The following is a 19433-nucleotide window of genomic DNA, read 5'->3' as shown; positions in this document are numbered from 1 at the left end:
TCGTCGTTCGCCTGTCTGCTCTGGCCGATCCTGGCCACTTGCGCCGCGCCAGCGGCTGCCGCCACGGCCGCGCCGCCAGCAGCAACGCCCGCGCGGCCCTTCGTCGAAACCAGCTACGTGGTCGCTCCCGGCACCGTGGGCGACTTCAGCCTGCGCAGCAGCAAGTACGACCCGGCCGCCAAGGCCGCCGGTGCCGGCTTCCTCTACGTGCTGAAAGACCATCCGGAACTGACCATCAACGTGTTCGTCTATCCCGCCGGACAAAAGGAATCGGCGCGGGCCATCGCCGACGGCATGGCGGGCTTCCGTGCCGATCTGGCCGCAGCGGTCTCCGGCGGCACCTACGCGGAACTGCACGAACTGGGCGCGCAACGATTCGAGCTGGGCATCGTCGTCGAACCGGCGCCGAAGGCCGCCAGCGCCCTGGACAAGGCGCTGGTCGCGGCGATCGCCGAGGCCCAACGTGTGCCCGGAGAAAAGCTGCGGATGGAACTGCGCCTCGACCCGGAGGATGCACCGGCCCGCTCCAACGGCTATCTGTTCTACAAACAGCTCTACTACTTCAAGGTGCGCGTGTCGGCCGCTGCGCAGGACATCGGACCGGATGCCTTCGACACCCTCGCCGACCAGGCGGCGCGCGCGCTTGTGCCCGCCATCCAGGTGACCAATGTCGGCGGCTGCGCGACACCGACCATCCAGATCGACCCGAACGGCAAGCCGGAACAGGCGGCACTGCAGCTCGTCCGCCAGAGCACCCTCTACCAGGGCTTCAACTGCAGCAAATCCGCCGCAGACGCTGGCATCGACCGCGCGGCAGGCAATGCCGCCGTGATCGAGATCGCCTACGACGCCGGCGACTGGGCGTCGCCCTGAGCGCGCGTTAGCGCGATACTGTGGCTCCCACCGCAGCACCCGGCCGTTCCGCCATGACCAAAGGTCCCGTCCGTCTCGATGTCGGCGTCAGCTACGCCCTGCCCCGCGCCGGGCTGCCGGCGGCGCCGAGCTTCCGCAAGTGGGTCGCCGCGGCACTGAAGGGCCGCATCCGCGAGGCCGACCTGGCGATCCGTCTGGTCGACGACCGCGAAGGCCGCGCCCTCAACCAGCACTACCGCGGCAAGGACTACGCCACCAACGTGCTCAGCTTCCCGGCCGAACTGCCCGAGGGGTTGCCGAAGGGCGTCAAGCTGCCGCTGCTCGGCGATCTGGTGATCTGCGCACCGGTGGTGGCGCGCGAGGCCGCCGAGCAGGACAAGCCGCTCAACGCGCACTACGCGCACCTGACCGTACACGGCGTGCTGCACCTGCTCGGCTGGGACCACGAGGACGACAAGGAAGCCGAGGCGATGGAGCAACTGGAGCGCGAGATCCTGGCCGACCTCGGCGTCTCCGACCCCTACGCTGGCGAGCGTTGATCCAGCGACGCCGACACGGCACTCTTCTGGTCTTCCGCAGGAGATCGCCACGCATGGATGCACCCACCGCCCCGCAATCCCGACAGGCAAGCGCGTCGCAGCGCCGTCACGGCATCGCCGCCTTGGTCTGGACGATCGCCCTGTGCTGCCACGTCTACCTCGGCCTGATCCGGCCGGCGCCCACGTTCGGCGGCAGCGGCGTCCTTTCCGCGCCCAATCAGGCAGCATTGGGCCTGTTGACCCTGCTGGTGCTCGCGACCACCCCGAGCGCCTGGCGCTGGCTGTACCAGAGCCGGCACCGCACAGGCGCAGAACCAATCCGCATCCCGGTGCGCGCCGGACGCGTGGCCCTGTTGTGCCCGCTGGCGTTCGCGGCGTGGCAGTGCCTGTCCGGCCTGCGCCGGCATGTCGATGCCAACAACACACTGCTGGCGTTGTCGCTGCTGTTCCTCGTCGCCGGATTGCTGACCCTGCCTAACGCATGGCAATGGCTGCGGCAGGCGCGGCGCTCGACCAACGTATCCGAACCGAATTCCTCGGCTAGGTAATCGGGCTCGTCCGTCCTGCCTTGCCAATACCAGCCGCACGCTGCCCATCTGGAATGGACGAAAGCGCCGTTGCGACGCTGCGGCAACACCCTCGCAAAGGCGAGACCACAGCAGCGTCTCGACCCCGGTGTCGTCCCGCGCTGGTCAAGCGCAGGCGCCGAGGGTAACGTGGCCGCGCGGCGATCGCCGCAGCCCCGCTTTTCTTCGAGGTTCCGTGCGTTGATCCGTCATTCGCTCGTCCTGTTCGCGCTCGCCTGCGCCGTCCCCGCGGCGCTCGCCGCACCTGCTGCGCCTTCCGCCGCTGCTGCGACTGATCCGGCCATCGACCTGCCGGCGCTGCTGGAATGCCGCCAGCACGTGGCCGACTTCACCGCACTGGCGCCGCTGCTGGCCGATCCGCTGAAGGCGGTCGCGCACGGCTGGCGGCCGCTGCCGCAGTCCAACCTGTTCATGACCGAGTACGCGCTGACCAGGCCGATCCAGGTGTTCGGCTACAGCAGCGAGCGCATCGCCTTCTCCGGCGCCAGCGTGATGGCGATCCTGGACCTGCCCGACCCGCGGCCGCTGGCCAAGCGCCTGAATCTGGAAGCGGCGGTGGACACACCGGAGAAGGCCATGTTCGGCCGCGAAGTGCTCAGCCGCGACGTCCACGATCCCAAGACCGGCGAGCCGATGATCGAGTCGATCATCCTCAGCGTGTCCACGGTGAAATCGCATCCCGGCAAGACCCTGGCCGGCTGCAGCTACAGCCTGGACCTGCCCGAGGAGCCGGGCGCGGCACCGGCACCGGACGCGCTGCACACGCCGGCCAAGGGCGGCTGAACCCGCGCCGGCGGGCCGCCGGCACCGGCGGCCGACGTCGCGATGCTGTCGCGAGCGCCCTGCTAGACTTGCGGCTACCGCCCGTTCGACCGGGCGCCTACCCACAGAACATGTCAGAAGACGGACCGAGTAGTACCTCCCCGGAATCCCACGAAAAACGTCGCGGCTGGCTGGAACGCCTGACCTCGGTGTTCTCCGGCGACCCGCACACCCGCGACGATCTGGTCGAGGTGCTGCGCGACGCGCAGCACGATGGCCTGATCGCCGCCGACACGCTGCGCATGATGGAGGGCGCGCTGTCGGTCTCCGAACTCACCGTCGGCGACGTGATGGTCTCGCGCGCGCAGATGGTGTCGCTGCCGGTGGAGTCGCGCTTCCTCGACCTGATGAAGCAGGTGGTCGAATCCGGCCACTCGCGCTTCCCGGTGCATGGCGAGAACAAGGACGACATCCTCGGCATCCTGCTGGCCAAGGACCTGCTGCGCGGCGTGGTCGCCGACCACGGTCCCGGCACGGTGCGCGAACTGCTGCGCCCGGCGGTGCTGATTCCCGAGTCGAAGAAGCTCAACGTGCTGCTCAAGGAGTTCCGGCTCTCGCGCAACCACATGGCGATCGTGGTCGACGAGTACGGCGGCGTGGCCGGGCTGGTGACCATCGAGGACGTGCTGGAGCAGATCGTCGGCGACATCGACGACGAGCACGACGACGCCGAGGACGAGGCCTCGCTGATCGCCGCACAGGCCGACGGCCAGTACGTGGTGGATGCGCTGACCCCGATCGAGGATTTCAACGAGCGCTTCGGCGCCGACTTCCCCGACGACGACTACGACACCGTCGGTGGATTGGTCACCGAGGCGATCGGGCACCTGCCCGAGACCGGCGAGGAACTGACCCTGGGCCGATTCGCGTTCCGTGTGGCGAAGGCCGACGCGCGCCGGGTGCAGGCGTTCCACGTCACCATCCTGCCGCCTCCCGCGCAGGACGGCGCTTGAGCACGCACCGCGTGCCGCGCATGCGCGCGGCCTGCTGGCTGGGAATGCTGCTGGCCCTGTGGACCGGGCTGGCCTTCGCGCAGACCGCGCCTGCGGATCCGGCGGCACCGCCGCCGCTGGCCGCAGCGGCGCCCGCAGCGCCCGACGCGGCTGCGACCGCCGACGCCAGCGACCCGGCGCCGCGCATCGGCGTGGCCACGATGCAGCCCGGCGAAGTGTTCTTCGAGCGCTTCGGCCACGACGCCATCGTGGTGCTCGACCCGCGCACGGGCCAGGCCACCTCGTACAACTTCGGTTTCTTCGACCCCAGCGAACCGGGCTTCGTCGGCCGCTTCGCCGCCGGCGACATGCGCTACTACCTGGTCGCGCTGCCGCTGCAGGAGGATCTGGAGCAATACCGCGAAGCCGGCCGCGGCGTCGACATCCAGTGGCTGGACCTTGCCCCGGCGCAGGCACGCGCGCTGCAGCAGGCGCTGGCCTGGCGCGCGCGCCCGGAGAACGCGCGCTACCGCTACGACTACTACACCGCCAACTGCGCCACGATGGTCCGCGACGCGCTGGACCGGGCCATGGGCGGCGCGCTGCACGCGCAACTGTCGGGCCGCTCGCGCGGCAATACCTACCGCAGCGAATCGGTGCGCCTGGCCTCGCCGGCACCGTGGATGTGGCTGGGCTTCGACCTGGGCCTGGGCCCGTACGCCGACAAACCGCTGTCGCGCTGGGAAGAGGCGTTCGTGCCGATGCGCCTGGCCGAGAGCCTGAGCGAGGTGCGCAACAGCGAAGGCCGCCCGCTGGTGCAGACGCGCCAGCAGTTGCTGCCGCAGCGGCTGCCGCCGGAGCCGCCGGAACAGCTGCGGCACTGGTGGCCGTGGCTGCTGGTCGGGCTGGTCGCGGCGGCGGGGGTGCTGGCGCTGGGCCGCCGCCCGCGCTGGCTGGCCGCGCTGGCGCTGCCGTTCTGGCTGCTGTGCGCGCTCGGCGGCGCGGTCCTGCTGTACCTGTGGGGCTTCAGCGAGCATCGTGCCGCCTGGGGCAACCGCAACCTGCTGCTGCTGGATCCGCTGTGCCTGCCGCTGCTGGTCGGCGGCATTGCCGTGCTGCGCGGGCGCCGCCCCGGACGCTGGTTCGACGTGCTGCTGTGGCTGGTGGTGGCGCTGGCCGGCGCCGCGCTGCTGATCCATTGGCTGTCGATGCTGCAGCCGCAATTCAACCTGCAATGGATCGCATTGCTGCTGCCGGTGCACGCGGCGCTGGCCTGGGCGCTCACCCGCCCTCGCCCGCAGCCCTGATACCGTCGCGCCACTCGCCACGCGCGCCTCCGCCGAACCCACTCCCGCCATGGCCTCCGCGACCGCCAATCCCGCCTGCGTCATCAACTGCGTGCACTACGACGGCCACGGCCGCCGCCACGACATCGCCCTGGAGCAGATCAGCGACGTGCTGGCCGGCCACGACGACGGCTTCGTCTGGGTCGGCATGTACGAACCCGGCGACGCGGTGCTGCAGCAGCTCAAGGAGGAGTTCCAGCTGCACGAACTGGCGATCGAGGACACCCGCAAGGCGCACCAGCGGCCGAAGGTCGAGGCCTTCGGCAACTCGCTGTTCCTGGCGGTGCACACCGCGCAGGTGATCGACGAACGCATCGTCTACGGCGAAACCCACGCCTTCCTCGGCGCGCGCTTCCTGCTGACCGTGCGCCACGGCGCCTCGCTGCCCTACGCGCCGGTGCGCGAGCGGCTGGAACGCGAGGCCTCGCTGATGAAACTGGGCCCGTCCTACGCGCTGTACGCGGTGCTGGACTATGTGGTGGACAACTACCAGCCGATCCTCGACGCCTTCCGGCAGAGCCTGGAACGGCTGGAGGCCGACATCTTCGCCGAGTCGTATCGGCGCGACACCGCGATCCGCCTGTACGAACTCAAGCGCGAACTCAACCAGATGCGTCTGGCGGTGGCGCCGCTGCAGGACGTGCTGGCGCACCTCAAGCGCCACCCCGGCCCGCTGATCGCCGAGGAAGTGCGGCTGTACGTGCGTGACGTGCTCGACCATGCGGTGCGCACCAACGACGCCATCGACACCCTGCGCGAAATGCTGGGCACCGCGCTGAGCGTGAACCTGTCGCTGGTCACCCTGGCCCAGGGCGAGACGGTCAAGCGCCTCGGCGCCTGGGCCGCCCTGCTCGCCGCCCCGACCCTGATCACCAGCTGGTACGGCATGAACTTCAAGCAGATGCCGGAACTGGAATGGCCCTGGGCCTACCCGCTGATGGTCGGCGGCGTCGCCGCGGTATGCGTGGCGCTGTATGTGGCGTTCAAGCGGGCGAGGTGGTTGTGAGCCGCCGCGTCGCGGCGGCGGGAATGGGGAAACGGGAATCGGGAATGGACAGCGCGCCGCTCACGTGAGGCAGTGCTGTAACCATCGGCGTGCAGCAATCATCCGTGACAGACGGCGCCCATCGGGCGCCGCCGCTTTTCCCATTCCCCATTCCCTACTCCCAATTCCCTGCCTTACGCCACATACACCGACTTGATGTTCATGAACTCATGGATGCCATGCTCGGCCAGTTCGCGGCCGAAGCCGGAGCGCTTGATGCCGCCGAACGGCAGGCGCACGTCGCTCTTGACGATGGCGTTGACGAAGGCGGCGCCGCACTGCAGCTGGCAGGCCACGCGTTCGCCGCGGGCGCGATCACGGGTCCAGACGCTGCCGCCGAGGCCGAAGGTGGTGTCGTTGGCCACGCGCACCGCCTCGGCTTCGTCGGCCACGCGCAGGATCGCCGCGACCGGGCCGAACAGTTCCTCGTCGTAGGCCGGCATGCCTGGCGCCACCTGGTCGAGGATCGACGCCGGATAGCCGGCGTGGCTGCCGCGCTCGGGTTCGCAACCGAGCAGCGGCGTTGCCCCCTTGGCGATGCTGGCCTGCACCTGCTTGTGCAGTTCGTCGCGCAGGTCCTGGCGCGCCATCGGCGCCAGCGTGGTCGCCTCGTCCTGCGGGTCGCCGAGGCGACGCTCGGCCGCGGCGGCGACGAAGCGGCGCACGAATTCGTCGGCGATCGCCTCCACCACCACGAAACGCTTGGCCGCGATGCAGGTCTGCCCGGCGTTGTCGAAGCGCGACTTCACCGCCGCGGCCACGGCGGCGTCCAGGTCGGCGTCGTCCAGCACCACGAAGGCGTCGCTGCCGCCCAGCTCCATCACGCACTTCTTCAGCTGCCCACCGGCATTGGCGGCGATGGAGCGGCCGGCGCGCTCGCTGCCGGTCAGGGTGACCGCGGCCACGCGCGCATCGCGCAACACCTCGGCGGCCTGGTCGTTGTCGATGTGCAGCACGTCGAACACCCCGTCCGGCACGCCGGCGTCGGCCAGCACCTTGCGGATCGCGTCGGCGCAGCGCGGCACGTTGCTGGCGTGCTTGAGCAGGGCGACGTTGCCGGCCATCAGCGCCGGCGCCAGGAAGCGGAACACCTGCCAGATCGGGAAGTTCCACGGCATCACCGCCAGCACGCAGCCCAGCGGCTCGTAGCGCACGTAGCTGCGCTGCGCATCGGTGGCCACCGCCTGCTCGCGCAGGTAGTCCGCCGAATGCTCGGCGTAGTAGTCGCAGGCGGCGGCGCACTTGTCGAGTTCGGCCAGCGCCTCCTTGCGCAGCTTGCCCATTTCCGCGGTCATCACCCGCTGGATCGCGTCGCGCTGTTCGCGCAACTGCGCACCGACCTTGCGCAGCAGCGCGCCGCGCTGCTCCAGCGGCGTCGCCGCCCAGCCCGGGAACGCCTGCGCCGCAGCGGCCAGGCGCTGTTCGACGGCGGCGGCATCCATCAGCTCGAGACTGTATTCGACCTGGCCATTGGCCGGATTGACGGTGTCGTAAGGCATCGCGCGGACTCCTGGAAAAGTGTCCGGCCAGCCTAGCGCCGTGGACGTTGCGGCGACGTGGCGATGCCATACAGCGCGATGGCTCACAGTGTTCCGCGTGGCCTGTGTGAGTCGACTGTCATGCAGCAGCCAGGAGCGACGCGCCGTGCTTTCCGATGGCGCAATGCGTCGGGACTGGAGTCCCTCCCACAGTGCACCAGGCAAGCCCGCCGCAAGATCCTGTGGGAGCGGCTTAAGCCGCGACAGGCCTTACCGGCAATGCGTGTCGCGGCTGACGCCGCTCCACGGAAAAGCAGCGCACATCATCCCCCCTGCTGTTGCGCCAACTGCATGTCGCGCTGGCGGCGCTTCTCGCTGCGCGCCATCAGCCACCAGCCGACGACGGCGGCGATCGACACCGCCAGCACCATCAGCGTGGCCAGCGCATTGATCTTGGGCTTCAGGCCCATGCGCACCGACGAGAACACGGTCATCGGCAACGTGGTCGAATCCGGGCCGGCGACGAAGTTGGCGATCACCACGTCGTCCAGCGACAGGGTGAACGCCAGCAGCCAGCCCGACACCAGCGCCGGGGCGATGATCGGCACGGTGATCAGGAAGAACACCTTGAGCCGGTTGGCGCCCAGGTCCATCGCCGCCTCTTCCAGCGAGCGGTCCAGTTCCTGCAGGCGCGAGGACACCACCACGGTGACGAAGGACAGGGTGAAGGTGACATGCGCGGCCCAGATCGCCATCACGCCCTTGGGCGGGATGCCGAGCACGCCGCCCATCGATACCAGCATCATCATGATCGACAGGCCGATGATCACCTCCGGCATCACCAGCGGCGCGGTCACCAGCGCGCCGAACAGGCTCTTGCTGGGGAAGCGGCGGAAGCGGGTCATCGCCATCGCCGCCAGCGTGCCGAGCACCATCGACGCGGTAGCGGTCCAGAACGCCACCTTCAGGCTGATCCACGCCGCCTGCAGGATCTGCCGGTCGCGCAGCAGTTCGCCGTACCACTTGGTGGAGAAGCCGGCCCACACCGTCGCCAGCTTGGAGGCGTTGAACGAATACACCATCAACAGCAGGATCGGCAGGTACAGGAAGGCGAAGCCGGCGCCCAGCACCGTCCAGCGCAATACCCTGCCCATGCCGCCGCGCGCGCCGCTCATGCCTGACCGCCTTCGAGCTGGCGCTGCTGGTAGCGGTTGAAGATCAGGATCGGCACCATCAGCAGCGCCAGCATCGCGATCGCCACCGCCGAAGCGGTCGGCCAGTCGCGGTTGTTGAAGAACTCGCCCCACAGCACCCGGCCGATCATCAGCGTGTCCGGGCCGCCGAGCATCTCCGGGATCACGAACTCGCCCACCGCCGGGATCATCACCAGCATGCAGCCGGCGACGATGCCCGGCCGCGACAGCGGCAGGGTCACGGTCAGGAACGCCTTCCACGGCGGCGCGCCGAGATCGTAGGCGGCCTCGAGCAGGCGCTGGTCGAGCTTGACCAGGGTCGCGTACAGCGGCAGCACCATGAACGGCAGATAGCAGTAGACGATGCCGATGTAGGCGGCGACCGGGGTGTAGAGGATGTGCAGCGGCGCATCGATCAGGCCCAGCGCCAGCAGCGCCCGGTTGAGCACGCCGTTGCTGTCGAGGATGCCGATCCAGGCGTAGACGCGGATCAGGAACGAGGTCCACGACGGCAGCACCACCAGCATCATCGCGATGTTTCGCGCCGACGGCGACAGCCGCGCGATCGCGTAGGCCATCGGGTAACCGATCAGCAGGGTCAGCGCGGTGGAGATGCCGGCGATCTTGATCGAGCCCCAGTAGGCTTCGATGTACTGGTGGTCGCGCAACAGCGCCAGGTAGTTCTGCAGGGTCAGCTTCAGCGTCAGCACGCCGTCGCGGACCTGCAGCAGTTCGCTGTACGGCGGGCTGCGGATCGCCTGTTCGGCGAAGGAGATGCGCAGCACGATCAGGAACGGGATCGCGAAGAACAGCAGCAGCCACAAGTACGGCGCGGCGATCACCAGCCAGCGCAGCGCCGGCAGCGAGCCCAGGCGCAAGCGCTGCTGCAGGCGCAACCGTGGCGTCGGTTGCGGCGGCACCGGGACGACGGGCGCGCTCATGCGGTCAGCACCACGCCGTCGTTGTCGTCCCACGACACCCACACCGTGTCGCCCCAGGTCATGCCTTCGCTGTCCCAGCGCTTCTGGTTGGCGAAGTTGGATTGCACGCGGATGCCGCTGGGCAGACGCACGTGGAAGATCGAGTGGCTGCCGAAATAGGCGATGTCCTCGATGGTGCCGCGCGCCTTGTTGTAGGTCTGCTCGGGTTCGCCCTTGGTGATCCAGACCTTTTCCGGACGCACCGCGAACGCCACTTCCTGCCCTTCCACGCCGGTGATGCCGTGGCTGATGTAGATCGGCACCGGGAACTGCGGGCACAGCACGGTCACGTGGTCGGGATGGTCCTCGCCGATGCGGCCCTCGAACATGTTCACCGAGCCGATGAACTCGGCGACGAAACGGCTGTTCGGCGACTCGTAGATGTCGCCCGGCGTGCCGACCTGGCGGATGCGGCCCTGCTCCATCAGCGCGATGCGCGTAGCCATGGTCATCGCCTCCTCCTGGTCGTGGGTGACCATCACGCAGGTCACGCCCGAGGTCTCGATGATGGAGACCAGCTCCAGTTGCATCTGCGAGCGCAGCTTCTTGTCCAGCGCGCCCATCGGCTCGTCCAGCAGCAGCAGTTTCGGCCGCTTGGCCAGCGAGCGCGCCAGCGCCACGCGCTGCTGCTGGCCGCCGGAGAGCTGGTGCGGCTTGCGCTTGCCGAGCGTGCCCAGCCGCACCAGCTCCAGCATCTCGCCGACACGGCTGGCGATGGCGCTGCGCGACAGGCCGTCCTGCTTCAGCCCGAAGGCGATGTTCTGCTCCACGCTCATGTGCGGGAACAGCGCATAGGACTGGAACATCATGTTGAGCGGGCGCTGGTACGGCGGCAGCCCATCCAGCGGCTGGCCGTCGAGCACGATGCGGCCGCGGCTGGGCTGCTCGAATCCACCCAGGCAGCGCAGCAGCGTCGACTTGCCGCTGCCGGAACCGCCCAGCAGCGCGAAGATCTCGCCCTGGCCGATATCCAGGTCGATGTCGTCCAGCGCGACGAAGCCGTCGAATTCCTTACGCAGACCGGCGATGGACACATAGCCGGCACCCTTGGCCGGCGGCGGTGCCGGCAGATGGTCGGTTCTCGCTTCGCTCAACGCCATCGCTGATTCCCCGTGAAGCACGCCGTCGTGCGGAGCGCCGCTGCGGCGGCGACCACGGCGCGGTGAGTCTCAGTGTAGCCGTGGGCGCCGCGTCGGCGATACCGCGGCGGCCACGCCGCGCGGCGGCGCGGGATTCGGGAGTCGGGATTGGGGATTCGCAGAAGCGGCGCGCGCTTACTGCGCCGTGGCTGGCGCTGGCGCGGACGCCGGCGCCTCCGGTGCCGCCCAGCCCAGGCCCAGGCTCTTCTGCAAGGCCACGTAGCGCAGCAGCACCTGGGTATGCGCCTGCAGTGCACTGTCCTGGGCGGAAGCCTGCTGGCGCTGCACGTCCAGCGCATCGATCAGCGACGAGGCGCCGGCGGCATAGCGTTGCTGCAGCAACGCGGCGGAACGATCGGCCGAGGCCGCGGCCTTGTCCGCGGCCAGCGCCTGCTGGCGCGCGGCGCCGAACCGCGCCAGGGCGCCGTTGGCATCCTGCAGCGCGGCCAGCACCGTGCCTTCGTAGGCGGCCAGCCGCGCGGCGTTGCCGGCGCGGGCCTGCTCGACCTTGGCACGGGTGCCGCCGAAATCGAAGATCGACCAGCGCAGGAACGGCGCCACCACGCTGTTGACGGCGTCGCGGCCGAGATCGCCCGGCGAGGTCGCGGCCATGCCGATATTTCCCAGCAGCGTGACCTGCGGGAAATACGCGGTCAGCGCTTCGCCGATCTTTGCCGACGAGGCGGCCAGCTGGCGCTCGGCGCGGCGCACGTCCGGGCGCCGCCGGATCAGCGCGCCGGCATCGTCCACCGGCACCGTCGCCGGCAGCGTCGGCAACGGCCGGTCGGCGGCCAGTTCGGCATCGAGCGCGCCGGGCTCGCGGCCGATCAGCAGCGCCAACTGGTCCAGCGCCACCTGCGCCTGCGCCTGCAGGTCCGGGAGTACCGCTTCCTGTTGCTGCAGTTGCGCCTGCGCGCGTTCCACCTGCAGGTCGGCGTCGGCGCCGCGCTCGCGGCGCTGCCGGGTCAGCTGCAGGGTCTGCCGGGCAGCCTCCAGGTTGCGCTGGGCCACGGCCATGCGCGCACGCGTGCTGCGGTAGCCCAGGTAGGCCTGCCCCACTTCGGCGGCAATCTGCACCTGGGTGTCGGCCAGGTCGGCCTCGTCGGCCTGGGCATCGGCCAGTGCGCCCTCGCTGGCGCGGCGGCGGCGGCCGAAGAAATCCAGTTCCCAGCTGGCATCGATGCCGACGCTGTAGAGCTGCGCGCGCGGATCGATCTCCACCGGCTGGCCGGTGCCGGCGGCGATGCTGCCCAGGCGGTCGGTCAGCGCATCCGGCGCGCGCGCGTTGAGATAGGCGGCCGTCGCTCCGACGCTGGGCAACTGCTCGGCGTGGCGCTGGTCGACCAGCGCGCGCGAGGCGCGCAGGCGCGCCTGCGCCACCCGCAGGTTGGGACTGTGCTGCAGGGCCTGCTCGACCAGCATGGTCAACTGCGGATCCTGCAGGGTGTCCCACCAGCGCTGCGGCGGCGGTGCCGGCACCACGCCGGCGGCCGCGGCCGTGGCATCGGCGCGGTGCAGCCGCGGCTGCGCCAGCGCCGCCTCGGCCACCGGCGGCGGCTTCACGTAGTCCGGGCCGAGCATGCAGGCCGACAGCAGCGAGGGCAGCGCGGCGGCGACGAGAACGCGGGAGAAACGCAGGGCCATGGAATCCTCAATGCATCGCGAGCGGAGCGCCGCCCTTGGGCAGCGGCTTGAGCAGGAACGCCAGCGGGATCGTGCAGACCACGATCACCCCGAAGATCCAGAACAGATCGTTGTAGGTCATCACCAGGGCCTGCTGCTGCACCAGCCGCGCCAGTTGCGCCAGCGACTGCATCGCCGCGCCGGCGCCGGACACCGACTGCAGTTGCGCGGCGATGCCGTGCAGGTAGTCCTGCGCCAGCGGCGAATTGGCGGTGGTGCCGCTGCCGAGCATCTGCGTATGGAACACCATGCGCCGCTCCTGGAAGGTGGAGATCAGCGCCAGGCCGATCGAGCCGCCCATGTTGCGCGCGGCATTGAACAGGCCCGAGGCGTCGCCGGCCAGGTCCGGCGGCACCGAGGAGATCGCCGCCTGGTTGAGCGACATCATCGCCAGCGCCAGCCCGCAGCCCTGCAGCAGCTGCCCGGCCACGAAATGCATGCCCACCGACTCGGCGGTGAGGTGCATGTTGACGAAGCAGGCCGCGGCGAAGCAGCTCAACCCGCCGAGCACCAGCACGCGCACATCCACCGTGGTCAGCAGCTTGGGCATCATCGGCATCAGCAGCACCGTGGGGACGCCCGACAGCAGCACCACGTAGCCGGACTGCTCGGTGTTGTAGCCGGAGATCACCGCCAGGAACTGCGGGATCATGTACATGACCCCGAACAGGATCATGCCCACCGCCATCACCATCACGAACACCGCGCCGAAACTGCGTTGCAGCAGGATCGACAGGCGGATCACCGGCTGCCGGCTGAGGAATTGCGAGCCGACCAGGGCGATGAAGCCGACCAGCGACACCACGCTCAGCAGCACGATCTCGGTGGATTCGAACCAGCGCTCGCGCTGGCCTTCTTCCAGCACCACGGTCAGCGCGCCCAGTCCGGCGGTCAGGCCGAAGATGCCGAGCCAGTCGGCGTCGAGCAGCCCGCGCAGATACATGCGCTCGTGCGGCAGCCCGAGCAGCAGCAGCGCCACCAGGCCGGCGCAGACCGGCACGTTGAGGAAGAACGCGTAGTGCCAGCTGACGTTCTCGGTGAGCCAGCCGCCCAGCAGCGGCCCGATCACCGGGCCCAGGATCACGGTCATGCCGAACAGCGCCGTGCCCAGGGTCTGCTGCGCCGGCGGCAGGCGCGTGGCGACGATGGTGAGCGCGGTGGGGATCAGCGCGCCGCCGGCGAAGCCCTGGCCGACCCGGCCGAGGATCATCATGGTCAGGCTGCTGGACAGCCCGCACACCACCGAGAAGAAGGTGAACAGCAGCGCGCAGATCAGCAGGAAGTTGCGCAGCCCGAGGGTGCGCACGAACCAGCCGGTCAGCGGGATCATCACGATCTCGGCGACCAGGTAGGAGGTCGAGATCCAGGTGCCTTCGGTGCCGCTGGCGCCGACCTCGCCCTGGATGGTCGGCAGTGCGGCGTTGACGATGGAAATGTCCAGCGTCGCCATGAACGAGCCGATGGTGCCGGCGGCCACCGCCAGCCAGGCCCCGGTGTCGGCCTTGCCCGGCGCCTGCGCGCCGGCCGCCGCGGCCGCTTCGCTCACGGGGTGCGCCCGCGCGGGGCGACCGTATCCTGGCCCTGCGCGTCCTCTTCCTCCACGCGCTCCTTGGCGTCCTTGGCGCTTCGCGTATCGACCGTCACCGTCACCGACATGCCCGGCACCAGCACCTTGCGCGCCTCGGCGCCGGCCTTGAGGCGGATCCGCACCGGCACCCGCTGCACCACCTTGGTGAAGTTGCCGGTGGCGTTCTCCGGCGGCAGCAGCGCGAACTGCGACCCGGTGCCCGGGGCGATGCTCTCGACCACACCGTCCAGCTCCACCCCGGACAGCGCATCGACCTCGATCCGCGCCGGCTGCCCCGGCCGCATCAGCCCGACCTGGGTTTCCTTGAAGTTGGCGCTCAGGTACAGCGCGTCCACCGGCACCACGCTCATCAACCGGGTGCCGGCCGCGACGAACTGGCCGACCTGCACGGTCTTGTCGCCGATGCGGCCGGCGATGCGCGCGGTCAGGCGGGTGTCCTCCACCGCCACTTCCGCCTGCGCGGCGTCGGCCTGCGCCTGCACCAGCCCGGCGCGGGCCTGGTCGAGCTTGGCGCTGGTGCCCTGCACCTGGCTCTCCGCAGCGACGACCTGGGCCTTGGCCGCGTCGAACTGCGCCTGCGCGCGGTCGCGGTCGTGGACGATGCTTTCGTAGTGTTCGTGGGTGTCGGCGCCGGACGCGGCCAACGGCCCGAAGCGCTTGGCCTCGCCCTGGGCGAAGCGCAGGCTGGCGGCGGCGGCAGTGACCTGGGTGCGCGCCTGCAGCAGGCTGGCGCGCTGCGCCTGCAGCCCGGCCTCGGCGGCGGCGATGTCGGCCTGGCGCACCGCGATCGCCGCCTGCGCCTGCTCCAGGGTGGCGCGGTAGGTGCGCGGGTCGATCTCCAGCAGCGGCTGCCCGGCGGCCACGCTCTGGTTGTCGCGCACATACACCGCGGTCACGTAGCCGTTGACCCGCGGCGCCACCGCCACCGTATCGGCCTGCAGATAGGCGTTGTTGGTCTCCTGCAGGTAGCGGCCGGTGGTGAGGTAATAGATCAGCCACACTACCAGGCCGATCACCACCAGCAGGCCGATCAGCAGCAGGGTCCATTTGACCTTGGGGTTCTTCAGCGGCGACGGCGTGTCGGACTTGCCGTCGTCGTCTTGGCCCTTGCTGTCATGGCCCTTGTCGTCCCGGGGCGAGCCGGACTGGCCCTGGCCGGCGTGGGCATCGCGCGCGGCGGCCTGCCGCGGCGCCTGTGAGGAGTCTGGGTCGTGGTTGCTCAAGTCGCTGATTCCTGGGGAGAGGAAGAACGTCGCCGGGTCGGAACGGCGACGCCACCAAACGGTAGCGTACGCCAGCCGGCGCATTATTTGTACCGGTGAGTACAGAGTGCGTGAGCGCGGCGCGGCGCGGCGTGGCGGTGGCGGTGGCGCTGCGGCGCCGCCGCGATGGCGGACGCTGTGCGGCGCCCGACCCGGCCGCTTGGCCGAGGGAGCGATGTCCCCGGTCTCTCATCCCGATGGGGGGGGAGCGATGTGTCGGGGCGCCCTTCGGCCGCGCGACGGGGCGCGATCGGGACGGCCCGTCGCGGCTGAAGCCGCTCCTGCGGGAGAGGGTGTTACTGGCTCCGAGCTCAACCGGGAGAGCGTGCCGGCGCGGTGCCTGCGTGCACCGGCAAAAAATTTCAGGAGCGGCTTCAGCCGCGACGGGCGAAGACGCGATGCGTCCCAGGCAGCATCGCGTCGGGACTGAAGTCCCTCCCACAACAGCCGCTTACGCTCCCCCTGGCCGCTCGGGCAAGCGCAGCGCGATAGCGGTCCGGGGCAACCCGCAAAGCCTTACCCGGACCGCAACGCCGGCGGCTCAACGGCCGGTCTTGATCTCCGTCCACAGGCGGGTGTACAGCTTGTCCACCTCGGGCGGGTTGATCGAATAGGTGAACATCTTCGCGGCCACGTCCGGCGGCGGATAGATGGTGGGATCGTTGCGGATCGCCGCGTCCACCAGCGGGGTCGCCTGCGGCACCGGATTGGCGTAGTGGATGAAGTCGGTATTGGCCGCGGCCACCTTGGGCGTCAGCAGGTAGTTGATGAACGCGTAGGCGTTCTCCGGATGCTTGGCGTCCTTGGGGATGGCCAGCATGTCGAACCACTGCGGCGCGCCTTCCTTGGGGATCGAATAGGCCACGTGCACGCCGTTCTTGGCTTCCTCGGCACGGTCGCGGGCCTGGATGATGTCGCCGGACCAGCCCACCGCCAGGCAGGTGCTGCCGTTGGCCAGCGAGGTCACGTACTGCGAGGAGTGGAAGTTCTGCACGTAGGGGCGGATGCGCTTGATCAGCGCCGCGGCCTGTTCGATCTTGGCCGGATCGGTGCTGTGCGGATCCTCGCCAAGGTAGTGCAGCGCGATCGGGATCAGGTCCGAGGGCGTGTCCAGCAGGGTCACGCCGCAGTCCTTGAGCTTGGACAGGTTCTCCGGCTTGAACACCAGGTCCCAGCTGTTGGCGATGTCGGTGCTGCCGAACGCGGCCTTGACCTTGTCCACGTTGTAGCCGATGCCGGTGGTGCCGACCATGTACGGCACGCCGTACTTGTTGCCCGGATCCTGCTGCGCGATGCGCTGCATGATCTGCGGATCGAGATTGGCCAGGTTCGGGATCTTGCTCTTGTCCAGCGGCAGGAACACGCCGGCCTGGATCTGCCGGCCGAAGAAGTTCAGCGTCGGCACCACCACGTCGTAGCCGCTGCCGCCGGCCAGCAGCTTGGTCTCCACCATCTCGTCGCTGTCGAAGACGTCGTAGGTGACCTTGATCCCGCTCTGCTTCTCGAAGTCGGGAATCGTGTTCTCGGCGATGTAGTCCGAGTAGTTGTACACGTTGAGCACCTTCGCCTCGCCCTGCCCCGCCTTGTCCGCGTCACCGCCGGAGCCGCCGCAGCCGGCGAGCAGCGCCGTGGCCAGGGAAAGAGTGAGCAGTCGCAAGGTCATGGCAGGTCTCCGCAGGTCCATGGGCAAGAGGGGGAGGATCGGCGCCGCGCGCCGGATCCGGGGTGGACGTTCCAGACTACCCAGCGCCGGGCTATTTGCCCAGCGCCTGGGCCGTATCCTCCAGCGCCAGCCAGGCCTTGTCGAACAGTTCGTCGACCTGGGCGCGGCTGAGGATCAGCGGCGGCGACAGCAACATCGCGTCGTTGGTGGCGCGCAGGATCAGGCCGCGGCGCAGCGCGTTGTCGCGGCACAATGCGCCGACCTTGCCGCGCTCGGGGAAGTACTGCCGGCGCGGCTTGTCCGGCACCAGTTCCAGCGCGCCGATCATGCCGACGATGCGCGCCTCGCCCACCAGCCGGTGCTCGCCCAGCTCGGCCCAGCGTTGCGCCAGGTACGGCGCGATCTCGCCGCGCGCGCGTTCGACGATGCCCTCGTCCTGCAGCAGGCGCAGGTTCTCCAGCGCCACCGCCGCGCACACCGGGTGCCCGGAATAGGTGCAGCCATGCGCCAACTCGCCGCCCTGCTCCTTCAGCACCGTGGCCACGCGCGTGCCGAACATGGCCGCGCCGAGCGGGATGTAGCCGGAGGTGATGCCCTTGGCGATGGTCATCACGTCCGGCTGGAAGCCGAAGTATTGCGACCCGAACCATTCGCCGGTGCGGCCGAAGCCGCAGATCACCTCGTCGGCGACCAGCAGCACGTCGTAGCGGCGGCAGATGCGCTCGATCTCCGGCCAGTAGCTGCGCGGCGGGATATATACGCCGATAGCGCCCATGATCGGCTCGCCGATGAACGCGGCCACCCGTTCCGGCCCCAGCTCCAGGATCTTGTCCTCCAGCCGCCGCGCGGCGAGCAGCCCGTATTCCTCCGGATCCATGTCGCCGCCGTCGCCGAACCAGTACGGCGGATCGATGTGGTGGATGTCCGGGATCGGCAGGCCACCCTGGCGGTGCATGCCCTTCATCCCGCCGAGGCTGGCGCCGGCCATGGTGGTGCCGTGGTAGCCGTCGTGGCGGCCGATGAAGATGGTCTTCTGCGGCTGGTCCTGCACGGCCCAGAAATGCCGCACCAGGCGCAGGATGGTGTCGTTGGCCTCGGAGCCGGAGTTGGTGAAGAAGGCATGGTCGAGGTCGCCGGGCGCCAGTTCGGCGAGCTTGGCGGCCAGGCGGATGGTGGGTTCGGTAGTGCACTGGAAGAAGCTGTTGTAGTACGCCAGCTGTTCCATCTGCCGCGCGGCGGCCTGGCCGAGTTCCTTGCGCCCGTAACCGACGTTGACGCACCACAGGCCGGCGAAGGCATCCAGCAACTGGTTGCCGTCGGCGTCCCAGACGTAGGCGCCATCGCCGCGGGTGAGGATGCGGGTGCCTTTCTGCGCCAGGGCGGCGTTGTCGTTGAACGGGTGCAGGTGGTGCGCGGCATCCAGGTCCTGCAGGGCGCGCGTGTCGATCCGGTCCATGTCCACTCCAATGTCGGTACCAAGGCCGCAACGCGGCCAAGCTTTGCTCTTGCTGCTGCTCTTGCTGCTGCTCTTGCTGTTGCTCTTGCTGTTGCTGTTGCTGTTGCTGTTGCTGTTGCCTTACCGGGTTCCCTTCCGAAGCGGCGGCCGTGCCGGGGAAAAACCCCGAAGGGGCGGCGCACATGGATGTGCGCCGTTCGCGGCAGGGGCAGGATGCCCCTTCCGCGAATCCCCGGCACGGACGCGGACCCGGAGCGCGTTAGCGCGGAGGGCGCGAGGCAGGGTGTGCTTTCTTTTGGTTACTTTTCTTTGCACAAGCAAAGAAAAGTGACTCGCCGCCAGGCGAAAGCTTTGCTTTTGAGGATGCTTCCGCCATGGCCAAATTGTAGGAGCGGCTTCAGCCGCGACCGAGGCGATCAGTCATGTTTGTCGCGACTCAAGCCGCCCCTACAGTTCTTCTCTTCTGACACTCAAGCTTGAAGCAACAGCAAAGGCTTTCGCCCTATCGGGCGAGTTACTTTTCTTTGCTCGCGCAAAGAAAAGGTAACCAAAAGAAAGCGCGCCCTGCCTTCGCGCCCTCCGCGCTGCGCGCTCCGGGTCCGCGCCCATCACGGGGATCCGCGGAAGGGGCATCCTGCCCCTGCCGCGGACGGCGTACATCCATGTACGCCGCCCTTCGGGTGTTTCCCCGCGATGGCCGCCGCTTCGGAAGGGAACCCGGTAAGTCAAAAGCAAAAGCAACAGCAACAGCAACAGCCAAAGATGAAGCGGGAGCAGAAGCCAAGAGACAGCCCCCCCCCAGCGACCCGTGGTTATCGGTGTCCGGGAGCGGTTGTGGGGGGAAATT

The 19433-nt window shown here is 69.2% G+C and carries 16 protein-coding genes; 7 read left to right on the top strand and 9 right to left on the bottom strand.

Going from position 1 to position 19433, the window contains the following annotated elements:
* Positions 1-117: 117 nt before the first annotated feature.
* The 7 genes from CEK66_RS07305 to CEK66_RS07275 all read left to right on the top strand — a co-directional run bounded on the left by CEK66_RS07305 (position 118) and on the right by CEK66_RS07275 (position 6105).
* Positions 118-873, top strand: coding sequence for a hypothetical protein (locus CEK66_RS07305; RefSeq protein ID WP_152236420.1), 756 nt, complete (start codon positions 118-120; stop codon positions 871-873).
* A gap of 53 nt (positions 874-926) precedes the next feature.
* A complete protein-coding gene (gene ybeY / locus CEK66_RS07300; protein WP_017908182.1) occupies positions 927-1412 on the top strand; it encodes an rRNA maturation RNase YbeY in 486 nt (161 codons plus the stop codon).
* Between the two features lie 53 nt (positions 1413-1465).
* The gene (locus CEK66_RS07295; protein WP_152236419.1) at positions 1466-1960 is read left to right on the top strand and encodes a hypothetical protein; all 495 of its coding nucleotides are present in this window, start codon (positions 1466-1468) and stop codon (positions 1958-1960) included.
* Between the two features lie 240 nt (positions 1961-2200).
* Complete coding sequence (locus tag CEK66_RS07290; RefSeq protein WP_152236430.1) at positions 2201-2782, top strand: hypothetical protein; 582 nt, start codon at positions 2201-2203, stop codon at positions 2780-2782.
* Positions 2783-2892: 110 nt separating this feature from the next.
* Positions 2893-3774, top strand: a complete 882-nt coding sequence (locus tag CEK66_RS07285) for a transporter associated domain-containing protein (protein ID WP_026144230.1) — start codon at positions 2893-2895, stop codon at positions 3772-3774.
* The gene (locus tag CEK66_RS07280; RefSeq protein ID WP_225851564.1) at positions 3771-5060 is read left to right on the top strand and encodes a DUF4105 domain-containing protein; all 1290 of its coding nucleotides are present in this window, start codon (positions 3771-3773) and stop codon (positions 5058-5060) included. The genes CEK66_RS07285 and CEK66_RS07280 overlap by 4 nt, the downstream gene beginning before the upstream one ends.
* A 49-nt stretch (positions 5061-5109) precedes the next feature.
* Positions 5110-6105 carry a magnesium and cobalt transport protein CorA gene (locus tag CEK66_RS07275; protein WP_017908178.1) on the top strand — a complete coding sequence of 332 codons (996 nt, stop codon included), beginning with the start codon at positions 5110-5112 and terminating at the stop codon, positions 6103-6105.
* Positions 6106-6278: 173 nt separating this feature from the next.
* Here the strand turns inward: CEK66_RS07275 and CEK66_RS07270 are convergent, their stop codons facing one another.
* From CEK66_RS07270 to CEK66_RS07230, 9 genes are all read right to left on the bottom strand, one after another.
* Complete coding sequence (locus tag CEK66_RS07270) at positions 6279-7643, bottom strand: NAD-dependent succinate-semialdehyde dehydrogenase (protein WP_152236418.1); 1365 nt, start codon at positions 7641-7643, stop codon at positions 6279-6281.
* 302 nt (positions 7644-7945) lie between these two features.
* Positions 7946-8797 (bottom strand): ABC transporter permease subunit, encoded by an 852-nt coding sequence (locus tag CEK66_RS07265; RefSeq protein WP_017908176.1) that lies wholly within the window; start codon positions 8795-8797, stop codon positions 7946-7948.
* On the bottom strand, positions 8794-9756 hold the full coding sequence (locus CEK66_RS07260; RefSeq protein WP_152236417.1) for an ABC transporter permease subunit: 963 nt from the start codon (positions 9754-9756) through the stop codon (positions 8794-8796). Before CEK66_RS07260 ends, CEK66_RS07265 begins: the two co-directional genes overlap by 4 nt.
* Entirely contained in the window at positions 9753-10895 is a 1143-nt protein-coding gene (potA, locus tag CEK66_RS07255; RefSeq protein ID WP_017912269.1) for a polyamine ABC transporter ATP-binding protein, read from the bottom strand. The genes CEK66_RS07260 and potA overlap by 4 nt, the downstream gene beginning before the upstream one ends.
* Before the next feature lie 174 nt (positions 10896-11069).
* The gene (locus CEK66_RS07250) at positions 11070-12572 is read right to left on the bottom strand and encodes an efflux transporter outer membrane subunit (RefSeq protein WP_193312596.1); all 1503 of its coding nucleotides are present in this window, start codon (positions 12570-12572) and stop codon (positions 11070-11072) included.
* Positions 12573-12585: 13 nt separating this feature from the next.
* Positions 12586-14163 carry a DHA2 family efflux MFS transporter permease subunit gene (locus CEK66_RS07245; protein WP_152236415.1) on the bottom strand — a complete coding sequence of 526 codons (1578 nt, stop codon included), beginning with the start codon at positions 14161-14163 and terminating at the stop codon, positions 12586-12588.
* Entirely contained in the window at positions 14160-15428 is a 1269-nt protein-coding gene (locus tag CEK66_RS07240; RefSeq protein ID WP_152236414.1) for an HlyD family secretion protein, read from the bottom strand. Before CEK66_RS07240 ends, CEK66_RS07245 begins: the two co-directional genes overlap by 4 nt.
* A 580-nt stretch (positions 15429-16008) precedes the next feature.
* Positions 16009-17130: a polyamine ABC transporter substrate-binding protein gene (locus CEK66_RS07235; RefSeq protein WP_152236413.1), complete on the bottom strand. Its 1122-nt coding sequence runs from the start codon at positions 17128-17130 to the stop codon at positions 16009-16011.
* Between the two features lie 91 nt (positions 17131-17221).
* Positions 17222-18586, bottom strand: coding sequence for an aspartate aminotransferase family protein (locus tag CEK66_RS07230; protein WP_152236412.1), 1365 nt, complete (start codon positions 18584-18586; stop codon positions 17222-17224).
* Positions 18587-19433: the final 847 nt, after the last annotated feature.

This window comes from Xanthomonas sp. LMG 12460, assembly GCF_009192895.1.
Classification (GTDB): Bacteria; Pseudomonadota; Gammaproteobacteria; order Xanthomonadales; family Xanthomonadaceae; genus Xanthomonas_A; species Xanthomonas_A sontii.
The sequence above is the reverse complement of the archived record's forward strand: the minus strand, read 5'-3'. Positions and strand labels throughout refer to the sequence as shown.